Annotated in this window: 22 protein-coding genes and 1 tRNA gene; 13 read left to right on the top strand and 10 right to left on the bottom strand. The window is 66.5% G+C overall.

The window, feature by feature from the left end:
• Positions 1-401: 401 nt before the first annotated feature.
• The 3 genes from KGM94_RS02495 to KGM94_RS02505 all read left to right on the top strand — a co-directional run bounded on the left by KGM94_RS02495 (position 402) and on the right by KGM94_RS02505 (position 2097).
• Positions 402-1310 carry a 4-hydroxy-tetrahydrodipicolinate synthase gene (locus KGM94_RS02495; RefSeq protein WP_300254605.1) on the top strand — a complete coding sequence of 303 codons (909 nt, stop codon included), beginning with the start codon at positions 402-404 and terminating at the stop codon, positions 1308-1310.
• A 360-nt stretch (positions 1311-1670) separates the two neighbouring features.
• A complete protein-coding gene (locus tag KGM94_RS02500) occupies positions 1671-1820 on the top strand; it encodes a hypothetical protein (RefSeq protein ID WP_300254607.1) in 150 nt (49 codons plus the stop codon).
• Between the two features lie 127 nt (positions 1821-1947).
• On the top strand, positions 1948-2097 hold the full coding sequence (locus tag KGM94_RS02505; protein ID WP_300254678.1) for a hypothetical protein: 150 nt from the start codon (positions 1948-1950) through the stop codon (positions 2095-2097).
• A gap of 73 nt (positions 2098-2170) precedes the next feature.
• Here KGM94_RS02505 and KGM94_RS02510 read toward each other — a convergent pair whose 3' ends face one another.
• The 5 genes from KGM94_RS02510 to KGM94_RS02525 all read right to left on the bottom strand — a co-directional run bounded on the left by KGM94_RS02510 (position 2171) and on the right by KGM94_RS02525 (position 4722).
• Entirely contained in the window at positions 2171-2848 is a 678-nt protein-coding gene (locus tag KGM94_RS02510; protein ID WP_063702116.1) for a ParA family protein, read from the bottom strand.
• Between the two features lie 357 nt (positions 2849-3205).
• On the bottom strand, positions 3206-3565 hold the full coding sequence (locus KGM94_RS02515) for a hypothetical protein (protein ID WP_300254612.1): 360 nt from the start codon (positions 3563-3565) through the stop codon (positions 3206-3208).
• Positions 3499-4062 carry an RES domain-containing protein gene (locus tag KGM94_RS25255; protein WP_366526205.1) on the bottom strand — a complete coding sequence of 188 codons (564 nt, stop codon included), beginning with the start codon at positions 4060-4062 and terminating at the stop codon, positions 3499-3501. Before KGM94_RS25255 ends, KGM94_RS02515 begins: the two co-directional genes overlap by 67 nt.
• Positions 4036-4112 (bottom strand) — tRNA-His (locus tag KGM94_RS02520). Before KGM94_RS02520 ends, KGM94_RS25255 begins: the two co-directional genes overlap by 27 nt.
• Before the next feature lie 175 nt (positions 4113-4287).
• The gene (locus tag KGM94_RS02525) at positions 4288-4722 is read right to left on the bottom strand and encodes a phasin (protein WP_300254614.1); all 435 of its coding nucleotides are present in this window, start codon (positions 4720-4722) and stop codon (positions 4288-4290) included.
• Positions 4723-5179: 457 nt separating this feature from the next.
• On the opposite strand from KGM94_RS02525, the gene KGM94_RS02530 reads away from it, so the two are divergent.
• Positions 5180-8284, top strand: coding sequence for a PAS domain-containing protein (locus tag KGM94_RS02530; RefSeq protein WP_300254617.1), 3105 nt, complete (start codon positions 5180-5182; stop codon positions 8282-8284).
• A gap of 4 nt (positions 8285-8288) precedes the next feature.
• Here the strand turns inward: KGM94_RS02530 and KGM94_RS02535 are convergent, their stop codons facing one another.
• Entirely contained in the window at positions 8289-9500 is a 1212-nt protein-coding gene (locus tag KGM94_RS02535) for an NnrS family protein (RefSeq protein WP_300254619.1), read from the bottom strand.
• 135 nt (positions 9501-9635) lie between these two features.
• Between KGM94_RS02535 and KGM94_RS02540 the strand changes: the two genes are divergently transcribed.
• Entirely contained in the window at positions 9636-10352 is a 717-nt protein-coding gene (locus KGM94_RS02540) for a Crp/Fnr family transcriptional regulator (protein WP_300254622.1), read from the top strand.
• On the opposite strand, the gene KGM94_RS02545 is transcribed toward KGM94_RS02540, so the two are convergent.
• Positions 10353-10550: a DUF1858 domain-containing protein gene (locus KGM94_RS02545; protein WP_300254625.1), complete on the bottom strand. Its 198-nt coding sequence runs from the start codon at positions 10548-10550 to the stop codon at positions 10353-10355.
• Between the two features lie 114 nt (positions 10551-10664).
• Positions 10665-12017, bottom strand: coding sequence for an oxygen-independent coproporphyrinogen III oxidase (gene hemN, locus KGM94_RS02550; RefSeq protein WP_300254627.1), 1353 nt, complete (start codon positions 12015-12017; stop codon positions 10665-10667).
• A gap of 222 nt (positions 12018-12239) precedes the next feature.
• Between hemN and KGM94_RS02555 the strand changes: the two genes are divergently transcribed.
• The 4 genes from KGM94_RS02555 to KGM94_RS02570 all read left to right on the top strand — a co-directional run bounded on the left by KGM94_RS02555 (position 12240) and on the right by KGM94_RS02570 (position 14881).
• The gene (locus KGM94_RS02555) at positions 12240-12446 is read left to right on the top strand and encodes a hypothetical protein (RefSeq protein ID WP_300254630.1); all 207 of its coding nucleotides are present in this window, start codon (positions 12240-12242) and stop codon (positions 12444-12446) included.
• Positions 12447-12508: 62 nt separating this feature from the next.
• Entirely contained in the window at positions 12509-12655 is a 147-nt protein-coding gene (locus tag KGM94_RS02560) for a hypothetical protein (RefSeq protein WP_300254633.1), read from the top strand.
• A 116-nt stretch (positions 12656-12771) separates the two neighbouring features.
• Entirely contained in the window at positions 12772-13869 is a 1098-nt protein-coding gene (nirK, locus tag KGM94_RS02565) for a copper-containing nitrite reductase (protein WP_300254636.1), read from the top strand.
• 133 nt (positions 13870-14002) lie between these two features.
• On the top strand, positions 14003-14881 hold the full coding sequence (locus tag KGM94_RS02570; RefSeq protein WP_300254638.1) for an SUMF1/EgtB/PvdO family nonheme iron enzyme: 879 nt from the start codon (positions 14003-14005) through the stop codon (positions 14879-14881).
• A gap of 177 nt (positions 14882-15058) precedes the next feature.
• Here the strand turns inward: KGM94_RS02570 and KGM94_RS02575 are convergent, their stop codons facing one another.
• Together KGM94_RS02575 and KGM94_RS02580 are read right to left on the bottom strand one after the other, a co-directional pair.
• Entirely contained in the window at positions 15059-15709 is a 651-nt protein-coding gene (locus KGM94_RS02575) for a 3-oxoacid CoA-transferase subunit B (RefSeq protein WP_300254641.1), read from the bottom strand.
• On the bottom strand, positions 15709-16440 hold the full coding sequence (locus tag KGM94_RS02580) for a CoA transferase subunit A (protein WP_300254644.1): 732 nt from the start codon (positions 16438-16440) through the stop codon (positions 15709-15711). Before KGM94_RS02580 ends, KGM94_RS02575 begins: the two co-directional genes overlap by 1 nt.
• A 274-nt stretch (positions 16441-16714) precedes the next feature.
• Between KGM94_RS02580 and KGM94_RS02585 the strand changes: the two genes are divergently transcribed.
• From KGM94_RS02585 to KGM94_RS02600, 4 genes are all read left to right on the top strand, one after another.
• Positions 16715-18643, top strand: a complete 1929-nt coding sequence (locus KGM94_RS02585; RefSeq protein WP_300254647.1) for an AsmA family protein — start codon at positions 16715-16717, stop codon at positions 18641-18643.
• Between the two features lie 195 nt (positions 18644-18838).
• Complete coding sequence (locus KGM94_RS02590; protein WP_300254648.1) at positions 18839-20224, top strand: ABC transporter substrate-binding protein; 1386 nt, start codon at positions 18839-18841, stop codon at positions 20222-20224.
• A gap of 155 nt (positions 20225-20379) precedes the next feature.
• Positions 20380-21252, top strand: coding sequence for a sugar ABC transporter permease (locus tag KGM94_RS02595; protein ID WP_300254651.1), 873 nt, complete (start codon positions 20380-20382; stop codon positions 21250-21252).
• Positions 21249-22100: a carbohydrate ABC transporter permease gene (locus KGM94_RS02600; RefSeq protein ID WP_300254654.1), complete on the top strand. Its 852-nt coding sequence runs from the start codon at positions 21249-21251 to the stop codon at positions 22098-22100. The genes KGM94_RS02595 and KGM94_RS02600 overlap by 4 nt, the downstream gene beginning before the upstream one ends.
• Position 22101: the final 1 nt, after the last annotated feature.

Raw genomic sequence — 22101 nt, forward strand, 5'->3', positions numbered from 1 at the left:
GGGGCGCTCGGCGACCCCATACTGCTTGCACGCTGAGCGCTCGCGTTGCGCATTTGTCCCCCTCCTCCAGTGGCGCGGGAGCTCAGTAATCCCTCTTGGAAGGTGATTGTGTCGGCCTCACGTGGCCAATACCTAAGCCGGGCTCCTTCGGGCCCGGCTTTTTTTCGTCTCGATCGGCTTTCGCGTTCCGCGCGCATTGACAGTTCCGCGCATCCCGCGCATCATTTCACAATGATCACGATGTCGTGCACCGCAGTCTCGAAAAAAGCTCCCCGTCCGGGGATCAGGGATATTTGCGCGCGCTAGAAACTTCCGCTTCGTCGCGATCCCAAAACCCCGCCGCCTGGACGGGGTTTTTTCATGCCCGTCTCCGGCCGGCTTCACCGAAAAGGAGATGAGAGATGACCGATCTGGGACAGCATTTGCAGGGCCTCTGGCTGCCGCTCGTGACGCCGTTTCGCGACGGCGTGCTCGACGAGACATCGCTGCGGCGGCTGACGCGCCACTACACCAGGCAGCCGGTCGACGGCTTCATCCTCGGGGCGACCTCGGGCGAAGGCATGACGCTGCGGTCCGGCGAGCTCGAGCGACTCGTCGCGACCGTGCGCGAGGCGATGGCGACGGATGGCCGCAACGTTCCGCTCTGCCTCGGACTGTCGGGCGCCGACACGCAGCGGCTGAAGGATCTGCTGGATGAGACCGCGGACTGGCCGATCGACGGCTATCTGATCGCGAGCCCCTATTACCTGCGGCCGTCGCAGCGCGGCCTGGCCGCGCATTTCGAGGCGCTCGCCGACCACGCCGCCTGGCCGCTCGTGCTCTACAACATTCCCTATCGCACCGGGGTCAACATCGACAACGATACGCTGCTGCGGCTTGCCGGACATCCCAACATCGTCGGGCTGAAGGATTGCGGCGCGAGCCGCGAGCGGACCATCGCGCTGCTGCGCGACCGGCCGGCCGGCTTCCGCGTGCTGACCGGCGAGGATGCGCACGCCCACGACGCGCTGAGCGACGGCGCCGACGGCGCCATCCTGCTCTCCGCGCATCTGGAGACCGCAACCTTCGCCGCGGTGCGCAGCGAGCTGAAGCGCGACAACGCCGAGGCGGCGCTGGCGCGCTGGCGAGAGGTCAGCGAGTTGACGCGGCTGTTGTTCGCCGAACCGAGCCCGGCGCCGGCAAAGTACTGGCTGTGGCGCACCGGACTGATCGACAGCGCCGAGGTGCGCCTGCCGATGGTCGAGGTGGGCGCGGAGCTGGCCGGAACGCTCGACCGCGAGATCGCGCGGCGGGTGGCCGTTGCCGCGTAGCGCGCTCCATCTCCCACCTCTCCCCGCTTGCGGCTGGGCTATCGCACTTGAAGAAGAACGCGGTGGGAGTTTCTTTGCGGCCCATCCTTCGAGACGCCGCGCAAGCGCGGCTCGTCAGGATGAGGTCTGGTTCGCAGCCCTGATGGTGAGGAGCGCCGCTTGCGGCGCGTCTCGAACCATGAAGGGCGGGCACAGTCTCGCAACCTCGAGCTCGCCATATGCGACAGCCCTGCCGCCCGCGTGCGCCGTGGTTAACCCGCGCTGAATCGCGTTCGGCAGCGCCGCATGGCGCGTCCACGTCCCGTTTACGCCTCGCGCCGTATCGTCGCCTGCAAAGAAACTCCTCGAGGGGGAAAATCCATGGAGCTAAGGACTCGCGATCCGGCGGCGCAACACTATGCGCCGGCCGATCTCCTGCAGGGAATCCTGCTGGTCTCGTCGTTCGGCTTCTGGGCGGTGATGCTCGGCCTGATGCCGGCGCTGCTGTTTCGCGTCTGGCTCGCAGCCTGACGAAATGCGCGACGTGGTTAATCCGCGGTAGTGCCCGTGTTCGAATTGCGCGCGAAATCGCGGCCGGGATTTTAAATCCGGCGAGGTAGTCCTGGACGCACGAGCGAAGAAATCGCGGGGGCGTTTCGTGGATATTCAGAACGACATTGCGCCGCCTTGTCAGGCGGCCGAGCAGCAGGGCTTCACCACCGAGGACATCCTCTGGGCCGTCGGCATCTGGTCGGTGATCCTGACGCTGTCGCCGGTCATCGTGTTCTACATGCTGATGGTGGCGTAAGCCGCACCGCGCAGGCGAAACGCAAAACGCGCGGTCAACCGCGCGTTTCTCGCCCGCACATCGATCGGGAAACTCAGGCCGCCTGCTTGTGCATCGCGCCGGAGGCCGACGCCGTACCGCGGATGGCCTTGACCGATCGCTCGATCGCCGCCCACAGCCTTGCGATCTCCTGCGCCGCCCGGCTTTCGGCCTGGTACTCGCGCGCACCCTCGCCGTGGCTCAGCGCCATCAACAGGTCGGATCGATTGGTGATCTGCCCGCCCCACACTGGCGCGCGGAACTTCGCCAGCGCCTCGCGGGCAATGGTGACGATCGGGCTTTCGGCATCGTCGCGGCGGGCCGGCGCGCCGTTGAGCACGACCGCGTAGGGCTTGCGGGCCGCACGGCACATCTGGATCGTTTCCTGCACCGCATTGACGTCGAACACGCCCGGACGCGCCGGGATGATCACCATGGTGGCGTTGCGGATGGCGTCGTCGACGACCGCCGAGAGGTTCGGCGGCGTGTCGATCAGCACCCACTCATAGCCGTCGCGCTTGGCGGCGGAGACGATGCCGCTGACCGAGTTCACTGCGGCCTTGATCGGCGGCTCGTTGGTGCCGCGCAGCTTGTGCCACAGCGTGAGGGACCCTTGCGGATCCGCATCGACGAGCAGAATGGGCTTCGTCGCCTTGATCTGCGCGGCGAGATGGGCAGCCAAGGTACTTTTGCCCGAGCCCCCCTTACGCGATGCAAAGACAATGACGTTCATACCTTTGGCCTCCAGATTGACCCCAGAGCGCGAAAATGAATCAGCGCCGTGATTCGCGAAAGAAAAATTTACCGAGAGTTGCGTTCAAGCCACGAGATAACAACAGGCGTTGGCTTTTGAGTCACACTGCCTGCCACAACGCGGTCGCCAAGCCCTAAAAATGCCTTTCGAGGCTCAAAGCGGGCATTCCTTGGGCAACGATTCGGGAAAAAACAGCATTCAACCTTCCCGAGCAAACCGTTTTCCGACTCTTTTTCGGAAGTCGTCCCCAGACTTGCTGTCGCCGAATGGCGCGACGCGGGCGAACAAAAGGGGTCCGTTCCGCTCTTGCCTTCGCCCCTTGCCTTGGATCGGAGGCTAGGCGTCGGGCTTCGCCGGTTTCTTCTTGCTGGCGGTCGCCTTCGGCTTCTTCGTCTTCGCCGCGGTCGGCTTGATGCTCAGCGGCTTGCCGACGGCACGCGAGGACGAGGCCTCGGTCGGCTCCGGTCCGCTGCGGAAGTACACCGCGCATTGCGGCGACAATTGCGCCTTCTTCTGGATCATGCAGGCAGTGATGGCATCGACGTTCGGAACGAACTCGCCGCACAGCCGCATGGCGTCGGGCGTGCAGGCTTGCTGCTGCTCCGGCGTATAGGCATGGCCGGGCGCGATCAGCGTCGCCAGCGCGATCCCGGAGACCGCGGCCAGTCGAAAACTCCCCAAGCGGAACGCCGGCATTGATTCCCCCATCGTCGAGTCGCGGGCCGATACTGGGTGATGCCCCCGGGCTTGGCAAGGCGAGGGCTACGGGAAGAGGGCCGCCGTGCGTTGCGGGCAACAGCGCGCGATCGCAAGGCGGACGCAAACAGGCGATGGTCGTGAGGATGACGTGCCGCGTGGACGTCGCGAATTCGCGCCGCGTCGGGATGTCGCGGGTTGATGAGGAAGTTCGAGGCAAACGGCACGATGACCGAGGGAACGGCCGCCACGGCCGTCCTCGCCGCATCGAACCACGGCCGCAGCAACTCTCGTGTGACCTCGGGATCCTCCGCCCACCCCTGCGAGATCGCTTCCAGATCGGCTCGGCCGACCGTTTCGGGACACGCGAATTCAAGGCCCGCCAGGGATTTCGCGGACGGCCGAATCCGCCCATACACGAAGACAGGTCGGCTGCGTTTGCTAGGTTTCGATGAGGGACGAGGCAGCGCTGGTACAGTTGGGTGGGCTCGAACCACCGACCTCCTGTTCCACAGACAGGCGCTCTAACCAACTGAGCTACAACTGCATCCGGCAGGGCCGCGCCTCGGTTTCCGAGGGGGCCAAACGGGGCGGAAACTAGGTGCAACGGCTCTGTTTTGCAAGGCCGCTGCCACCCGGAAACGGCCCGCGAAAAGTACCTCTTCCAAGACGAAAACCCGGGCCAGCGGGCCCGGGTTTTCAATTCAATCAGGCCGGATCGATCAGGCGGCCGGCTTGTAGAACTTCGACGCGTTGGTCTTGATCGGCTCCACGGTCTCGGCGGCGACGCGCTGGCCGATCTCGGCGAGCTCCTTGGCCTGGGCCTGGAACGTCTCGAGCTGCTTGCGGCTGTGGCTGGTCCACAGCTCGAGCGCCTCGGCGGGCGACTTCAGGCCGAACAGTTCCTGGGCGAAGTCCAGCGTCGAGCTGGTGTTGGCCTTCATGAACTCCATCACCTTGGCGGCGTATTCGCTGGCGCCCTTGCTGGCGCAGGTGAACACGGCCTCGATGGTGCCGTTCTGGCTCTCGGCGGCGTCCTTGAACTTGGCGTAGCTCTCGCGGGCCTGCGAAACGCCCTTTTCGGCGAACGCACGCATCTGCTCGGGCACCTCGAACGGAATGATCGAGGCGGAGAATGGATCAGTCGCACCTGTCATGGCAGTTATCCCTTACAATGTCTGAAATGAGTGAGCCTTCCGGCGCACCCGCCGACCGGAGCGGGAACGAAAACTGGAAGCGTAGGATGGCAGCTCGTCCGTACTTTGAACGCACATCATGTCAATATTGTGCAACGCAACGCAATCTGAGGTGCGGCGCCGCATTTTCATCCCGAACAGGATGCAATTCTCATTCGAACGCTCCCCCTGGTTGAGCCACGCGGTCCGGCGCGGAGGTAGGGCGGCCCGATCGCGTCGCGTGGTCCGCCCGGTGGCGGCAATGCTCAGGCCGCTTGCGAGCCCGGCCACATTAAGGTTATCGCCGCTTAAGGGCCGGCCGGGCGCCTGCCCGACGTGGACCTGACGCCGCCCGCGCGCGATAGTAACCCTTTGTTAAGGCTGCCATCCGGGCCGCCCCCGGCACATCAACATCGAGCCCCCAAAGCAAATCGGTCGGATGACGAGTTCGGATTTCCAGTTGCGAGGCGTGAGCGATCCGCGGCTGGCCGTGCATGCGACCTCGGCGCTGCCGGCGTGGCTGTGGTCGATCGACGGCAGCCGCGTGCTGTGGGCCAATCCGGTCGCAGCAAAACTGTTCGGCGCGGCCGACGCCGCCGATCTCGCCGGCAAGACTTTCGGACCGGCCGATCCGCACCGCCGCCAGGTCGCGCGGCTCGCGCGAGATCTGCCGCCGTCGGGCGCGATCCGGCTGGAACGGCTGCGCGGCTTCGGCGCGCCGCTCGGCACGCTGATGACCTGCGCCTGCGCGCGGCTCGAATTCCACGACGGCGGTCAGGGCGTGCTGGTCGCAGCCATGGCGGCGAGCGGGCGAGGCATGCCGCTGGTCGAGCGACTGCAGCGGCTCGTCGAGGGCGCGCCGGCGCCGATGGCGGCGTTTGCCAGCGACGGGCTGTTCGTCGGCGCCAGCGAGGCGGCGCGTCCCCTGCTCGGCTTTCGCGATCTTGCCGAAGCCGGCCTCGCGCAGGCGGGGCGCGACGCGCTGGCCCGGGGCCGGGTCGAGACGCCGATCGGCATCGGCCACATGGTGCTGCAGCGGGTCGGCAGCGGCGCCGATACCGCCCTGGTCGCGTTGATCGAGCTCGGCGCAACGCAGGCCGCGCATGCGATGCGTCACATGCTGCCGGAGGCGGTGGCCGAAGCCGCGCCGGCGCAGTGCGAACCGGTCCCCGCGGCACCCGCACTGCCGGACTACGAGCAGCCGGCGCTGTCGAATGAAGCGCCGTCCGAATACACGCTGTTCGATGCTTTCGCAGCGCCGGCGCCGCGCCTTCTGCCCTTGCGCTTCCTGTGGCAGATGGACGCCGACGGCCGCTTCGTGCTCGCATCCAACGACTTCATCCGCCTGATCGGTACGCACACCGCGGCCCAGTTCGGCCGGCCCTGGGCGGAGATCGCACGAGACCTCGCGCTCGATCCCGAAGGCCGCGTCGCGCGGGCGCTCGCGACGCACGACACCTGGGCCGGCATCACCGTGAACTGGCCGGTCGACGGCGAGAGGCCGCTTGCCGTCGAACTCGCAGGCCTGCCGGTCTATGACCGCGCGCGCAGTTTCGCGGGCTTCAGGGGTTTTGGCGTGTGCCGCGATCTCGACGCCCTCAACCGGCTCGACGCTTTGCGGCGATCCGAACCGGCCGCCGTACCGCAGCCCGCAAGAATCATCGAGGCGGAAGCCGAGCCGCCGCCGGCCGCGCCGGAGGGGCCGGCGACCGGTCCCGAGTTGCCCGAACCCGCCGTCGAAACGAATTCACCACCAACCGATCCGGACGAAGCCGTGGAAACGCCCCCCAACGTCGTGCCGTTCCGCCCCCTCGGCGAAGCCAAATCGCCGAGCCTGACGCCCGTCGAGAACAGCGCCTTCAACGAGCTCGCCCGACAATTGTCCGAGCGCCTGGAGCGCGAGAGGGACGCCGCCGCCGCCGTGACGCAGATGGCGCAAGAGACGGCTCCGACCGAGCTGCCGCCGTTCGTACCGGACGCGCCGCGCGCAACCGCGCAATGGCTGACACCGCCCGAGCCCGCACCGCGCGGCGACAGCGGGCGCGACCGCACGCTGCTCGACCTGCTGCCGACCGGCATCCTGATCTACCGGCTCGACCGCCTGCTCTATGCCAACCCGGCGCTTCTGGCGCGGATGGGCTATGCCAGTCTGCAGGCGCTGGAAGAGGCCGGCGGTCTCGACGCGCTCTATGTCGAGCCCGGCGTGTCGGCGGCGAGCAGCACCTCCGAGGCCGGCACGCCGGTGACCATCTCGGCGACCGGCGCGGGCGAAGGCGCCGCGGCCGCCGAGCCGACCTCCGCACGCCTGCACGCCATCGCCTGGGACGGCGACAGCGCGCATGCGCTGATCTGCGCGCCGGCGCAGGCCGCGCCCATCGTCGTCGACGCGGCCGCGATGGAGGCCCATGAGCCCGAACCGCAGCCCCAGGCCGGACACGCCAACGCGGAGGATCTCGCCGCGATCCTCGACACCACCGCCGAGGGCATCATCATGTTCGATGCCGAAGGCAACATCACCGCCTGCAACCGCAGCGCGGAGGCGCTGTTCGGCCATGACGGCGACCGGCTCCTGCAGGAGAACCTCGCGACGCTGTTCGCGCCGGAAAGCCGGCGCGTGATCTCCGACTACCTGGAGAGCCTGAAGACGCCCGACATCGCGAGCCTGCTCGACCACGGACGCGAGGTGCTGGGCCGCGAGAGCAAGGGCGGATTGATCCCGCTCGCGATGACGATGGGCCGCACCCGGCCCGACGGCCCGAACTTCTTCGCCGTGTTCCGCGACCTCTCGCAGAGCAAGCAGGGCGAGAGCGAGCTGCGCGAGGTGAAGCGGCTCGCCGACCGCGCCGCCGGCGCCAAGGCCGACATGCTGGCGCGCATCAGCCACGAGATCCGCACACCGCTCAACGCCATCATCGGCTTCGCCGAGGTGATGATCTCCGAGCGGTTCGGCGCGCTCGGCAACGAGCGCTACGGCGAGTATCTGAAAGACATCCGCGCCTCCGGCGAGCGAGTGATCGCGATCATCGACGATCTGCTGGAGCTGACCCGCATCGAGACCGGCAAGCTCGACCTCTCCTTCGCCAATCTCAGCCTCAACGATCTGGTCGAGGCCTGCGTCGTGGTGATGCAGCCGCAGGCCAACCGCGAGCGCATCATCATCCGCACCTCGCTCGCGCACGCGCTGCCGCCGGTCCATGCCGACGCGCGCGCGACGCGGCAGATCGCCATGAACCTGATCGGCAACTCGATCCGGCTTGCGGGCGCCGGCGGCCAGGTGATCGTCTCGACCGCGCTGACCGATCGCGGCGAGGTGGCCTTGCGCATCCGCGACACCGGCCACGGGCTGAGCGAGACGGACGTGGCGGCGGCCATGGAGCCGTTCCGCACTGCGCCGCCGTCCGACTCCTCCGAGACCTCGGGGCTGAGCCTGTCGCTGACGCGTGCGCTGGTCGAAGCCAACCGCGCCCGCTTCAACATCAAGAGTGCGGCCAATTCCGGCACGCTGATCGAGGTGGTGTTTTCGCCGACGCTGGCGCGGGCGTAAGACCTCAGCGCGCCGCGGCCACGCGGCGCGGGATCGCCAACGCGCGCAGGCGGCTGCCCAGCAGCAGCGGGCCGAAGGCGACCGCAAAGCCGAGGAACGCCGCCGCCCAGCAGAAGGCCGCAACGTGCAGCAGCACGTCGCTCAGCGGCGGATGCAGCACCGCGCAGATCCGCGCCGCCGCAGCAATCACGATCGCGACATAGATCGCCTGCGTGGCCGGCGACGCGGTCAGCGCCTGCCCGGTATGGCCGAGGCTCGCGCGCGTCATCACCGCGAGCGTCATGGTGCCGGCCGCGCCCGCCATCCAGGCGTGGATGCCGGCGCTCGACGGCAGCGCGCCGAAGGCGGCGACCGCGTGCAGCAGGAAGCCGAGCGGAACGAAGACGTAGCCGACATGCAGGATCAGGAGCAGCCGCTCGCGCACGGTGCGCTCGCCGGCCCAGCGCGACAGCCGCGCCAGATGCAGCAGGCCTACCAGTCCGGCAAGGGCGCCCGTGACCGGATGCAGGGGACTTGCGACCCAGGCGAGCAGCGCCAGCGCGCTCGCCCCGAGCACGATGCCGTCGAAACGGCCGTGCGGCACCGGCAGGCGGCCGGGATTTTCCCGCACCAGCCAGTTGCGGGTGAAACTCGGAATGATGCGGCCGCCGATCAGCGAGATCAGCAGCACGACCACGCCGACGCCGAGCCGGATGCTGAAGTCGGCCGCGCCCTCGAAATGCGCTTCGAGATGGAAGGCGACGTTGCCGGCGAGCAAGAGCAGCACCAGCATCACCACCGGCAGGTTACGCCAGTTCTTGCCGGCCACGATCTCGCGTGCCGCAGCGGCCGCGACCAGCGCCAGGAACGCGGCGTCGACCACGAACGCGAGCGCCCAGCCGGTCGTGGCCGAGCAGGTCACCGCGACCCGCCCGGCGAGCCAGACCGCCACCAGCGTCGCCAGGGGTGCGCCGCGGATCGGCAGCCGTCCGGTCCAGTTCGGGATCGCCGTGAACAGGAAGCCGGTGATCACCGCCGGCAGGTAGCCGTACAGCATCTCGTGCACGTGCCAGTCCCGCGGCGCGAAGGCGGAGGCGACCGACAATTCGCCGTGAAAAACCGGCAGCCAGACCAGGATCGCCAGCCCGGCCTGGATGGCGCCGAGCAGGAAAAACGGCCGAAAGCTGTTCGCAAACAAGGGCCAGCCTTGATAGGCGCGGGAACGGGGGCCAGCCATGGTATAAGCTCCGGTGAGATCAGGGGTTTATTTGCAAAAATACCGCTGACCGGGGGACTGGTTTTGCGCTAACGCAAACACCTGTGCGATTGAAAGGTTCGGTTCCGCCAGGGGGCGGCCCGCCCGGGAGACAGAATGGCCAAGGTCGACACGTCGCTGGTTGCGCATCTGCCGCTGTTCGCCGGCTTCAAGCCGGAGGAACTGGAGGAGATTTTGCGCGAGGCCCGCTCGGCGCGCTATGCGAAGAACACTGCCGTGTTCGAGCAGGGCGAGGACGCGCATTCCTTCTTCCTGCTGCTGCACGGCCATGTCCGCGCCGCCAAGACCACGCCGACCGGCGAGCAGATCGTGGTGCGCTATGTCTCGACCGGCGAGACCTTCGGCCTCGCGATGGCGATCGGGCTCACGCAATATCCGGCGACCGCGACCGCGGTGGACGACAGCGTGGTGCTGGCCTGGCCGACCGGCACCTGGCCGCGGCTGGTGCAGAAGTTTCCGGGGCTCGCCACCAACACGCTGCAGACCGTCGGCGCCCGACTGCAGGAGACCCACACCCGCGTGGTGGAGATGTCGACGCAGCAGGTCGAGCAGCGCGTGGCGCATGCCTTGCTGCGCCTCGCCAAGCAATCCGGCAAGAAGCTCGATCACGGCATCGAGATCGATTTCCCGATCAGCCGGCAGGACATCGCGCAGATGACCGGCACCACGCTGCACACGGTGAGCCGCATCCTCAGCGGCTGGGAACAACTCGGCCTGATCGAAAGCGGCCGCCAGCGCATCATCCTGCGCGAGCCGCACAAGATCGTGGTGCTCGCCGAGCAGCACCCCGAGGACGGCGGCGCGGCCCGCTGATCACGCCGGCTCGCAGGCGCACAGCGCGTCGAGGAACGCCTCGCGGTCGACGCCGTGCTCGCGGCAGGCGTCGTCGACGGTGTGGAAGCAGGCGATCGGGCAGCCGACACAGGCCATCTTGAAGGCGAGGAACACGCGAATGGTCTGCGGCGCCTGGCTCATGACGTCGTCGACCAGATCGTCAAATCGGAAGGGCATGGGCAACTCCGCTCCGATTTGACGGTAGCGGATCCGGCCGTCATCTCTTTGTCGGAGCGCAAGCTGGTGCGCAGTTCTCCGCCTGCGCATGACGAGCGGGGGACGAGGCGCGAGCTACACCGCGCGGCTGTGCAACTGCTTGGCGGCGTCGAGATGCGCGTCGAAGGCGGCGGCGACGCTGCGCAGCAGGAAGCGGGAATCGTTGGCGACCGCGAGGCGGTCACCCTCGAGCTTGACCACGCCGTCCGAAATCAGGCCTTTCAGCCGGGTGGCCGATTGCAGCATCGTCTCCGGCGCAGCGCCATGGCGCGCGCAGACCTCGCCGAGATCGACGCGGTAATCGCACATGATGCGTTCGATGATGTCGGCGCGCAGCCGGTCGTCGTCGGTCAGCGCGTAACCCTTGACGGTCGCCAGCCGGCCGTTCGCGATCGCCTGCGAATAGGCGCCGATCTGGACGTCGTTCTGGACGTAGCCCTGCGGCAGATGGCCGATCGCGCTCGCACCGAAGCCGATCAGCAACTCGCTGGCGTCGGTGGTGTAGCCCTGGAAATTGCGCCGCAGCCGGTGCTCGGCAAAGGCCTTCGCCATGGCGTCGTCCGGCAGCGCGAAATGGTCGAGTCCGATCTGGACGTAGCCGGCCTCCTTCAGCGCGTTGGCGATGGCGCAGGACTGGTCGTGGCGCGCCAGCGTATCGGGCAGGTAATTCTCGTTGATCTTGCGCTGGTGCTTCTTGAAGCTCGGGACGTGCGCATAGCCGAACACCGAGAAGCGGTCGGGCTTCAGCTCGAGACAGCGCCGCACCGTGTCCAGGCACGAGGCGACCGTCTGATGCGGCAATCCGTAGATCAGGTCGAAGTTGACGCCCGCGATGCCGGCGCGGCGCAGGTTCTCGGTGACACTCTTGGTCTGTTCGAAACTCTGCACGCGGTTGATCGCGACCTGCACGCCGGGATCGAAGCTCTGCACCCCCAGGCTCGCGCGATTGACGCCGCCGAGCCTGAGCGCCTCGATCATCTCCGCCGTCAGCGTGCGCGGATCGATCTCGATCGCGATCTCGGCCTCGGGCAGCACGAAGAAGGCCTGCCGGAGCGCCGCCATCAGGTCGGTGAACGACTCGGGCGCCATGATCGTCGGCGTGCCGCCGCCGAAATGAATGTGCTCGACCTTGATGCGGCGGTCGATCGTCTGCGCGACGAGCTCGATCTCGCGGCGCAGCGTCCGCTGATAGGCGGCGATCAGGTCGTCGCGGCGGGCGATCTGGGTATGGCAGCCGCAGTACCAGCACATCTCGCGGCAGAACGGCACGTGCAGATAGAGCGAAGCGCTGAGATTGGCCGGAATCTCCGCTAGCCATTTGGCATAGACATCGGAACCGACGGCCGGAGAAAAATGCGGCGCGGTCGGATAGCTCGTATAGCGCGGCAGACGCTCTTCGCCGTAGCCCGCCGCAAGATCCGCCCTCATGACAGTCCCGTTCCAAAATTGCCCATTGCCGTGAACCCGTCAGGCCCCTGATCGCAATTCGACTAACCCGGAACCGGATGGCCCACCTTGCGCTTGCGCAAAGATCATCGAATTCCGGCAGCGTTCATGCGTAAGCGGGAACATTGCGCTCGCGCAAAGTGAGTGCCCGGGCCCCGGTCCATGGTCGATCGCCAATCCACGACCTCGTCCGGAGCTGCCGTCATGGCGCTTTTCGCACTCGACATCGTTTTCTGGCTGGTGGGTGTTCGCGGCCATATCCCGCGCTTCGACGATTTTCGCCCGGAGCCGGCCGTGCCCGCCGCCGGCCCCGTTCATGCGGCGCGCGTGCTCGCCGTCACCGTCGCGGTTCTTGCCGTGCTGGCGCTCACGGTCTGGACCACGGTCTGGCTCGCCATCCGGCTGTTCTAGCCGCCCGTCCCCCGATCTCCATCGCCCGCACGAAAGGCGCACGCCAGCACGGCGTCGCGCCGGTGACGGCGAGTGCGGAACGCGTCGGACACGATCAATGGTGCGTGAAGATGTCGGCGCCGCTGTCGGGCCGCTGGTCGCTCGGGCTCGCGATCGGCATCAGCGAGTCCGATACGGTTAACGTCGTATCACCGATCCTGCTCAGGTAACGCGCTTACGTAGTGGTGCGGAGGCAAAGGCGGCCGAAGTTTGTCGCAGCGCAACATAAGTTGCCGCGAGCAGCGCAATGTGCGGGGCATCGAACGTAAGGAAAAGGATGCCTCCGATGTTGACCCGCAGAGCCGCTCTCATCAGCGCCGCCGCGACCGCCCTCATGCTGGCGACGCCAGCGCTCGCCGCCGAAGATCTCAAGCTGCCGCGGCAGAAGGTCGAGCTGGTCGCGCCGCCCTTCGTGCACGCGCACGAGCAGGCCACCAAGCAGGGCCCCAAGATCATGGAGTTCACGCTCACGGTCCAGGAAAAGAAGGTCGTGATCGACGACAAGGGCACTACCTTCCAGGCCATGACCTTCAACGGCTCTATGCCGGGCCCGCTGATGGTCGTGCATGAAGGCGACTATGTCGAGGTCACGCTGGTCAATCCGTCGACCAACTCGATGCCGCACAACATCGACTTCCACTCCGCGACCGGCGCGCTCGGCGGCGCCGAGTTGACGCTGGTCAATCCCGGCGAGCAGGTCGTGCTGCGCTGGAAGGCGACCCGCACCGGCGTCTTCGTCTATCACTGCGCCCCGGGCGGCCCGATGATCCCCTGGCACGTCGTCTCCGGCATGAACGGCGCCGTGATGGTGCTGCCGCGCGACGGGCTGAACGACGGCAAGGGCCACGCGCTGAAGTACGACAAGGTCTACTACATCGGCGAGCAGGACATGTACGTGCCGCGCGACGAGAAGGGCAACTTCAAGTCCTACGACTCGCCCGGCGAGGCCTACACCGACACCGAAGAGGTGATGAAGAAGCTGATTCCGACGCACGTCGTGTTCAACGGCAAGGTCGGCGCGCTGACCGGCAAGAACGCGCTGACGGCCAAGGTCGGCGAGAACGTGCTGATCGTGCACTCGGAAGCCAACCGCGACAGCCGCCCGCACCTGATCGGCGGCCATGGCGACTATGTCTGGGAGACCGGAAAATTCTCCAACGCACCGGAGACCGGACTCGAGACCTGGTTCATCCGCGGCGGCTCTGCGGGAGCGGCGATGTACAAGTTCCTGCAGCCCGGCATCTATGCCTATGTCACGCACAACCTGATCGAGGCCGCCGATCTCGGCGCCACCGCCCACTTCAAGGTCGAAGGCAAGTGGAACGACGACCTGATGACCCAGGTGAAGGCGCCCGCGGAAATCCCCGCCCCCAAGACCAACTGACGACGAGAGCATGATCCGGAAGAGTGCGTCGCGGTTTTCCGAAGAGATCATGCTCCAGACAAGAAGCCGGAGCGCGACATCGTCGCGCTCCTGGGGCTGAGCAATCCGGCCCCGTCTTCATTCGGTGAATGTCATGCTGATCGCGTTCAAGCTCAAACTGGCGGTTGCCTGCGCGGCCGGCCTTGCCGGACCGCTGGCGCTGGCGCCGCTCGTCTCCGACGTCGCCAATCGCAGGGCCGGCGACGGCCCGGCGCTGGTGGAGATCGCTCCCGGCGCAATGTCCTATCGCGCCGCCGGCGATTTCACCCGCGGCAACCGGCAGGCGGAAGCGCCGCTCGTATCGCTGCGCTTCAGGAAGCCGCTCGCGATCATGCAGCACCAGGTCTCCTCCGCCGACTATCAGCTCTGCGTGCGCGACGGCGGCTGCCGCGCGCTCGACCGCGGCGTCGTGGTCGCGCCGGACCGCCCGGCCGTGCAGGTGAGCTGGCACGACGCGGAAAGTTATGCCGCCTGGCTGTCGCGCCGCACCGGCGAGCATTATCGCCTGCCGACCGACGAGGAATGGGCGTTTGCCGCCGGCAGCAAATTCAGGGACGATGGCCTGCCGGTCGATACCAGCGATCCGTCGAAGCGCTGGATCAGCCGCTACGAGCGCGAATCCGATCGCGACCTCTCCGACACCGCCGCCTATCCGTTCGGCAAGTTCGGCGTCAACGAGCACGGCGTGCTCGACCTCGCCGGCAACGTCTGGGAGTGGACCTCGACCTGCTTCGTGCGCAGCCGGGTCGATGAGGCCGGCCGAGCCGAGCGAAGCACCGCCAATTGCGGCGTGCGTGTCGCCGAAGGCGCGCACCGCGCCTACGTCACCGACTTCATCCGCGACGCCCGCGCCGGCGGCTGCGCCGCAGGCGTGCCGCCCGCCAATCTCGGCTTCCGCCTGGTGCGCGAGCCGAAATCCTGGGTGGCCGGTGTCGCACACCGCGTGAGCAAGGCGCTGTCGGCGAGGTCGTAGCGGGCTCCCTTCGCGCGTCATCGTGCCCCCGACGCAGCGCAGCGCTTCTTCAGCGGTGCGCTGCAGAGCGGGGGCCATGTCGCCCACACCGTGTCTATTGCTTTCTGGGTCCCGGCTCTGCGCAGCAGCGTTGCACGCTGCATCGCGTCCGGGACACGAGCGCCGAGTTTCCCGGCGTCAGGTGTTCTTCAGCGCGACGCGGAACTCGGCTTCGGTCTTTTCCTTGACCTCGTCGAGCGTGACGCCGTCGGCGAGCTCGATCAGCGCCATGCCGCCAGTGCCGTGCTTGTCGATGGTGAAGACGGCGAGATCGGTGACGACCATGTCGACCACGCGCTCGCCGGTCAGTGGCAGGTTGCACTTCTTAAGGAGCTTTGCACCGTCCTTGGCGGAATGCTCCATCACCACGACCACGCGTTTGACGCCGGCGACGAGATCCATCGCGCCGCCCATGCCCTTGACCATCTTGCCGGGGATCATCCAGTTGGCGAGGTCGCCGTTCTGGGCCACCTGCATGGCGCCGAGGATCGACAGGTCCATGTGGCCGCCGCGGATCATGCCGAAGGAATCGGCGCTCGAGAAATAGCTGGTCGAGGGCAGCTCGCTCACGGTCTGCTTGCCGGCGTTGATGAGGTCCGCATCGACCTCGTCCTCGTAGGGGAACGGGCCCATGCCGAGCATGCCGTTCTCGCTCTGCAAGGACACGTCCATGCCCTCGGGGATGTAGTTGGAGACCAGCGTCGGGATGCCGATGCCGAGATTGACGTAGTAGCCGTCGCGCAATTCCTTCGCGGCGCGCGCGGCCATCTGTTCACGGGTCCAGGCCATCAGATTTCTACTCCCGTTCCGGCCGCAGCCGAGGGCCGCGGGCGGGTGTTGCGGAATTCAATGTGTTTCTTGGCGGTGCCGACCTGGACGATTCGCTTCACGAAAATGCCAGGAGTGTGGATGTGATCGGGATTGAGCTGGCCGGCCGGCACGAGGTGCTCGACCTCGGCGACCGTGATCCTGGCCGCGGTCGCCATCATCGGGTTGAAGTTCCGCGCGGTCTTGCGATAGATGAGATTGCCGGCGGTATCGCCCATCCAGGCATGCACGATGGCGAGATCGGCGAACAGCCCGCGCTCCATCAGGTACTTCTCGCCGTCGAACTCCTTCACTTCCTTGCCTTCCGCGATCAGCGTGCCGACGCCGGTCTTGGTGTAGAAGGCGGGAATGCCGGCGCCGCCGGCGCGGATGCGCTCGGCGAGCGTGCCCTGCGGATTGAATTCGAGTTCCAGTTCGCCCGCGAGGTATTGCTGGGCGAACAGCTTATTCTCGCCGACATAGGAGGAGATCATCTTCCGGATCTGCTTGGTCTCCAGGAGGCGGCTCAGCCCGACGCCGTCGACGCCGGCATTGTTGGAGACCACCGTGAGGTTCTTGACGCCGGAATCGCGGATGGCGTCCGACAGGGTCTCGGCGATGCCGCAGAGGCCGAAACCGCCGGACATGATCATCATGCCGTCCTTCAGAATGCCGTCGAGCGCCGACTTCGCGTCGGGATAGACCTTGTTCATGCGGAAAACCTTGAACTGGACCTTGATCTGGAGGCAGCGCGCCTCGATTGGCCCGGAGTATTAGGCGAAATGCTCCAAAGCCGTCAACGTACGGGCTTCTCCGCCCCCCGACCGCGATGCTAGAAGCTGCCCACGCCGTGGGCATAACGCTACCAGCGGCCTTGAAAGCGACAAGAAAACCCATCAAGTTGCGAGGGTTGGGCGTGGGGCGCGCATTCCCGGCCCGCCCTTCCGAGCATCCAGCAACCGACCCGACCAGGACATGCCATTGACGATGGCCGACGGAATAAAGCGCCTTGGGACGCCGATTGCGGCGCTGCTCGGGCTGGCGCTGGTCGCCCTGATCGCGGCCTCCTGGCTGATCAACCGCGACGCGCTGCGCAACGCCGTGGAGGCCCAGATCCGCGACGTCACCGGGCTCGAGCTCAGCGTCGCCGGCGCGATCGACGTCTCGGTGCTTCCGGCAAGCTACGTGTCGTTCCACGACGTCGGGCTGAAGGGCAGCGGCAGCGAGCCCGCCCTCCACGTCGACGTGCTCACCGCGAATTTGCGCCTCCTACCGCTCCTGCTGCAGCGTTTCGAGATTTCCGACCTGTTGCTGCTGCGGCCGCACATCCGCGTCAGCGTGGCGGCCGACGGCCAGAGCAACTGGACGCCCTTCATCCAGACCATCGCGCGCACGATGAAGCCCGGCGCCGACAACCAGGTCTCGTTTTCCGAGATCAGGGTACAGGACGGCGTGCTGAACTACGACGACGCCGCGAGCCACGCCGCAGAGAAGCTCGAGGACATCGACCTGTCGCTGGCCTGGCCCTCGATCTCGCGCTCCTTTGCCGCGACCGGGCAGTTCGACTGGCGCGGCGAGCGCGTCGACGGCTCGATCAGCTTCTCCGATTTCGTCGCCGCCCTGTCCGGCGACCGCTCCGGACTGAAGGCGCGGCTGGTCAGCGCGCCGCTCAAGGTCGCCTTCGACGGCAGCGTCGCCAACCGCACCAGCCCGATGATGGAAGGCACGCTCACCGTCGACAGCCCGTCGCTGCGCAACGCCCTGCGCTGGACCGGCCAGCCCGCGCCGGGCAGCGGCGGCTTCGGCCGCTTCGCGTTGAAGGCCCGCGCCAACGTCGTCGGCGCCTCGATCGCGCTCACCAACGTCAATGTCGAGCTCGACGGCAACGTCGCCGAGGGCGTGATGACCTACGCCAACAACGGCCGGCAGACGCTACAGGCGACGCTGGCGGCCGATGCGCTCGACTTCACGCCCTACATCTCGACCTTCCGGCTGCTGGCGAGCGGCGCACGCGACTGGAACCGGCAGCTGTTCGACCTCAACGCGCTGCTCGCGACCGACCTCGACATGCGCCTGTCGGCGGCGCGGCTGACGGTCGGCCCCTCGAAGCTCGGCCGCACCGCGATCGGCGCCAACCTGCGCAACGGCACGCTCGCACTGTCGGTCGGCGAGGCGCAGGTCTATGGCGGCATCGCCAGGGGCTCGTTCGGCATCGCGCGCTCCGACACCGTCGCCGACGTCAAGGCGCAGCTCCAGTTCACCGACGTCGACCTGCAGACCTGCGCATCCGAACTGTTCGGCATCAGCAAGCTGTCCGGCCGCGGCAACATCAACGTGTCCCTGGTCGCCTCCGGCTCGAGCCCGTTCGGTCTCGCGCAGTCGCTCGACGGCACCGCGACCGTGACGGCGCATGATGGCGCCATCAGCGGCTTCAACGCCGAGCAGCTCCTGAAGCGGCTGGAGCGGCGGCCGCTGTCGGGCGGCGGCAATTTCCGCAGCGGCTCGACGCCCTACGACAACCTCACCATCGCGATGAAGTTCTCCGACGGGATTGCGACCGCCCAGGACATCCACATCGAGGGACCGGCGGCGAAGATCACGCTGACCGGAACCGCCTCGGTGCCGACGCGCGAATACGACATGAAGGGGATCGCGAGCCTGAACGGGACAGGCGGCTTCGAACTGCCCTTCGTGGTGCAGGGCCCGTGGGACGATCCGCTGATTTTTCCCGATCCGGAAAGCCTGATCCGCCGCTCGCCGGCCTCCGCGCCGCTGCTCGACGCAGTCAAGGACCGCAAGACCCGCGACGCCGTGCGCTCCGTGCTCGAGCGCTTCACCGGCGGCAAGCCGGCCGCGCCCGACGACGCCGCCGACAACGCCAGGGACGGCGGCAAGGGCGGCGCCCGGTCGAATTGATCCAGCCTCTCGATGAAAGCGAATCGAGCGGGGCGGATTGATGCGCCGATCGAGTGAAATTCACGATTCGCGCATGCGCCACGCCCCTCGAAACGCGCGACCTAGGTCTGCCAAGATGCCGCTAGATTGCGCTACCATCCTGCGCTAGTGTTTTATCCAACCGGTTAAAACACCGGCGGTTTCAGGGAGAAAAACGTGAGATCCAAGGCTATTGGCGCACTTTCGCTTGCGGTCGCTGCAGTCGGGCTGTTTGCCGCCGCGGCACCCGCTCTTGCCCAGCAGAAGACCATCACGGTCTGGTGGGGCAAGGGATTTTACAAGTCCGAAGACGACGCGCTGCTCGACACGATCAAGAAGTTCGAAGCCAAGACCGGCATCAAGGTCGAGCTGTCGCAATACGCCATCCAGGACATGATTCCGAAGACGGTGGCGGCGCTCGATTCCGGCACGGTACCCGATGTCGCCTATTCCGACACGTACGACGTCCAGGCGCAGGGCAAGTGGGCCTATGAGGGCAAGCTCGAGGACCTTTCGGACGTCATGACGCCGATTCAGGACCGGTTCGCGCCGAACACGCTGGAGGCGTCGAAGCTCTACGACAACGTCGCGAAGAAGAAGGCCTATTACGGCTTCCCGCTGAAGCAGCAGAGCATGCACGTCAACATCTGGAGCGACATGCTGGGGAAGGCGGGCTTCAAGCAGAGCGACATCCCGAACGACTGGAACGGCTATTGGACCTTCTGGTGCGACAAGGTGCAGCCGGCGATCCGTAAAGCCACCGGCCAGCGCATCTACGCGGTCGGCCAGCCGATGGGCGTGGAATCCACCGACTCCTTCCAGTCCTTCTACACCTTCATGGACGCCTACCACGTCAAGCTGGTCGACGACGACGGCAAGCTCCTGGTCGACGATCCCAAGGTGCGCGACGGGCTGATCCACGCACTGAAGGATTATACCGACACCTACATCAAGGGCTGCACGCCGCCCTCCTCCACGACCTGGAAGGATCCGGACAACAACGTCGCCTTCCACAACAAGACGATCGTGATGACCCACAACTTCACCATCTCGATCGCGGCGAAGTGGTACGAGGACTCGACCAACCAGGCGCTGACGCCCGAACAGCGCGCCGCCGGCAAGAAGGCCTATGAGGAGGACATCATCACCGCGTCCTTCCCGAAGGCACCCGACGGCTCGACCATCCGGTATCGCTCCGACGTCAAGACCGGGCTGATCTTCGCCAACGCCAAGAACAAGGCGGAAGGCAAGCAGTTCATCAGCTTCCTGCTGCAGGAGGAGAACGTCCGTCCCTATATCGAGGGCGCACTCGGCCGCTGGTTCCCGGTGACGAAGGAAAGCCAGGCGAGCCCGTTCTGGCAGGCCGACAAGCACCGCAAGGCGGTCTACAATCAGTTCATGGGCGGCACCGCGCCGTTCGACTTCACCAAGAACTGGAAGTTCACGATCCTGAACAACGAGAACGTCTGGGCCAAGGCCATGAACCGGGTGGTGAGCGAGAAGGTCCCGGTCGACAAGGCGGTCGACGAACTGATCGCCCGCCTCAAGCAGGTCGCGGGCTAGGCCAGGATGCACCGTCGTCCCCGCGAAAGCGGGGACCCATGAACCGTATCGCTTGTTGTGGGAAAGGCTGCCCGACGCCTTTCACGCAATAACCGCGGCCGGTGAATATGGGTCCCGGCGTTCGCCGGGACGACGCCACGGTGTAGGATACGCATATGGCGATCACGCTTTCTGGCGATCATGCGATGCCTGCGCCGCCGCTGTCGGCGCGGCTGACGCCGCCGCAGGTCTGGGGCATCGTGCTGCTCGCGCCCTATATGCTGGTGTTCCTCGCCTTCGTCGTCTATCCCGTCGGCTACGGGCTGTGGCTGGCGCGCCAGCCGGCAAGCTATGTCGCGCTCTACAACGACCCGATCTTCGCGCGCGCCGCCGTCAACACGCTGATCTTCCTGGTCGTCGGCATCAACGTCAAGATGCTGATCGCGCTGTTCCTGTCCGGCTTCTTCATCCAGCAGCGCACCTGGATCAAATGGCTCTCGGTGCTGTTCATCCTGCCCTGGGCGGTGCCCTCGATCCCGACCATCCTGTCGGTCCGCTTCATGCTCAATCCCGAATGGGGCATGGTCAACCAGATCATCTTCAAGTTCACCGGCGATGACGGCCCGAACTGGCTGAATGACCCGACCGTGGCGCTCGCCATGGCGATCGGCGTGCACATCTGGAAATCGCTGCCGTTCTGGACGCTGATCCTGATCACCGGGCGGCTCGCCATCTCGCACGATTTGTTCGAGGCGGCCGAGGTGGACGGTGCGAGCTGGTGGCAGAAGTTCCGCTACATCACCTGGCCGTCGATGCAGACGCTCTACGTCACCTGCACGCTGCTCTCGATGATCTGGACGCTCGGCGACTTCAACAGCGTCTACCTCCTGACCGGCGGCGGGCCCGCCGACCTCACCCACGTGCTGTCGACGCTCGGCATCCGCTACCTCCGGCTCGACCAGCTCTCGCTCGCGATGGCCTCCATCGTCTGCGCGATGCCGCTGGTGCTGCCGCTCGTCTACTTCATGATGAAACGGCTGTCGCGATGAAGCTCCCCACCTTACGCGACGTCGCGACCGAGGCGCGGCTGCTGCTGATCGGCATTCCCGTGTTCATCTGGACCATGGTGCCGATCTATCACATGTTCCTGTTCGCGATCTCGCCGAAGGAGGACGCGTTCTCCGGCAGGATGTGGCCGGAGCATCCGACGCTGCACAACTTCTCGATCGTGTTCAACGAGCAGCATTATTTCCTGCGCGACTTCTACGTCCAGTTCTGGAACTCGGTGGTGATCGCGGTCGCGGTCGGCGCGCTGACGCTGTTCGTGGCGACGGCAGCCGCCTTCTCGATCTCGCGGCTGCGCGTGCCCGGCGGGCGCGCGGTGATGAATCTCGCGCTGTTCACCTATTTCATTCCGGCCGCATTCCTCGCCGTGCCGATGTACCGGACCATGGGCAATTACGGCCTGCTCAACAATCACTGGTCGCTGATCCTCGCCATGGTGACGATCGCCTCGCCCTACGCGATCTGGGTCCTGAAGCAGGCCTCCGACAAGCTGCCGGTCGAGCTCGACGAGGCCGCCGTGATGGATGGCGCCACCACCTTGCAGATCTTCCGCCTGGTCTATCTGCCCTTGATGATGCCCTCGCTGGTCGCGATCGGCACCTACGCGGTGCTGCTCGCCTGGAACGAATATCTCTACGCGTTCCTGCTGCTGTCCAACGACAAGGAGATCACGCTCCCCGTCGCGCTCGGCAACTTCCTCGCCGCCGACGATTCGCCGTGGGAGCTGTTGATGACCACGGGCTTCATCTACGCGCTGCCGCCGGCCGCGATCTACTACGCCTTCCGCCGCTACATGGTGGGCGGGCTCACGGCGGGCGCGGTGAAGTCGTGAG

This window comes from Bradyrhizobium sp., assembly GCF_028868675.1.
GTDB lineage: Bacteria > Pseudomonadota > Alphaproteobacteria > Rhizobiales > Xanthobacteraceae > Bradyrhizobium.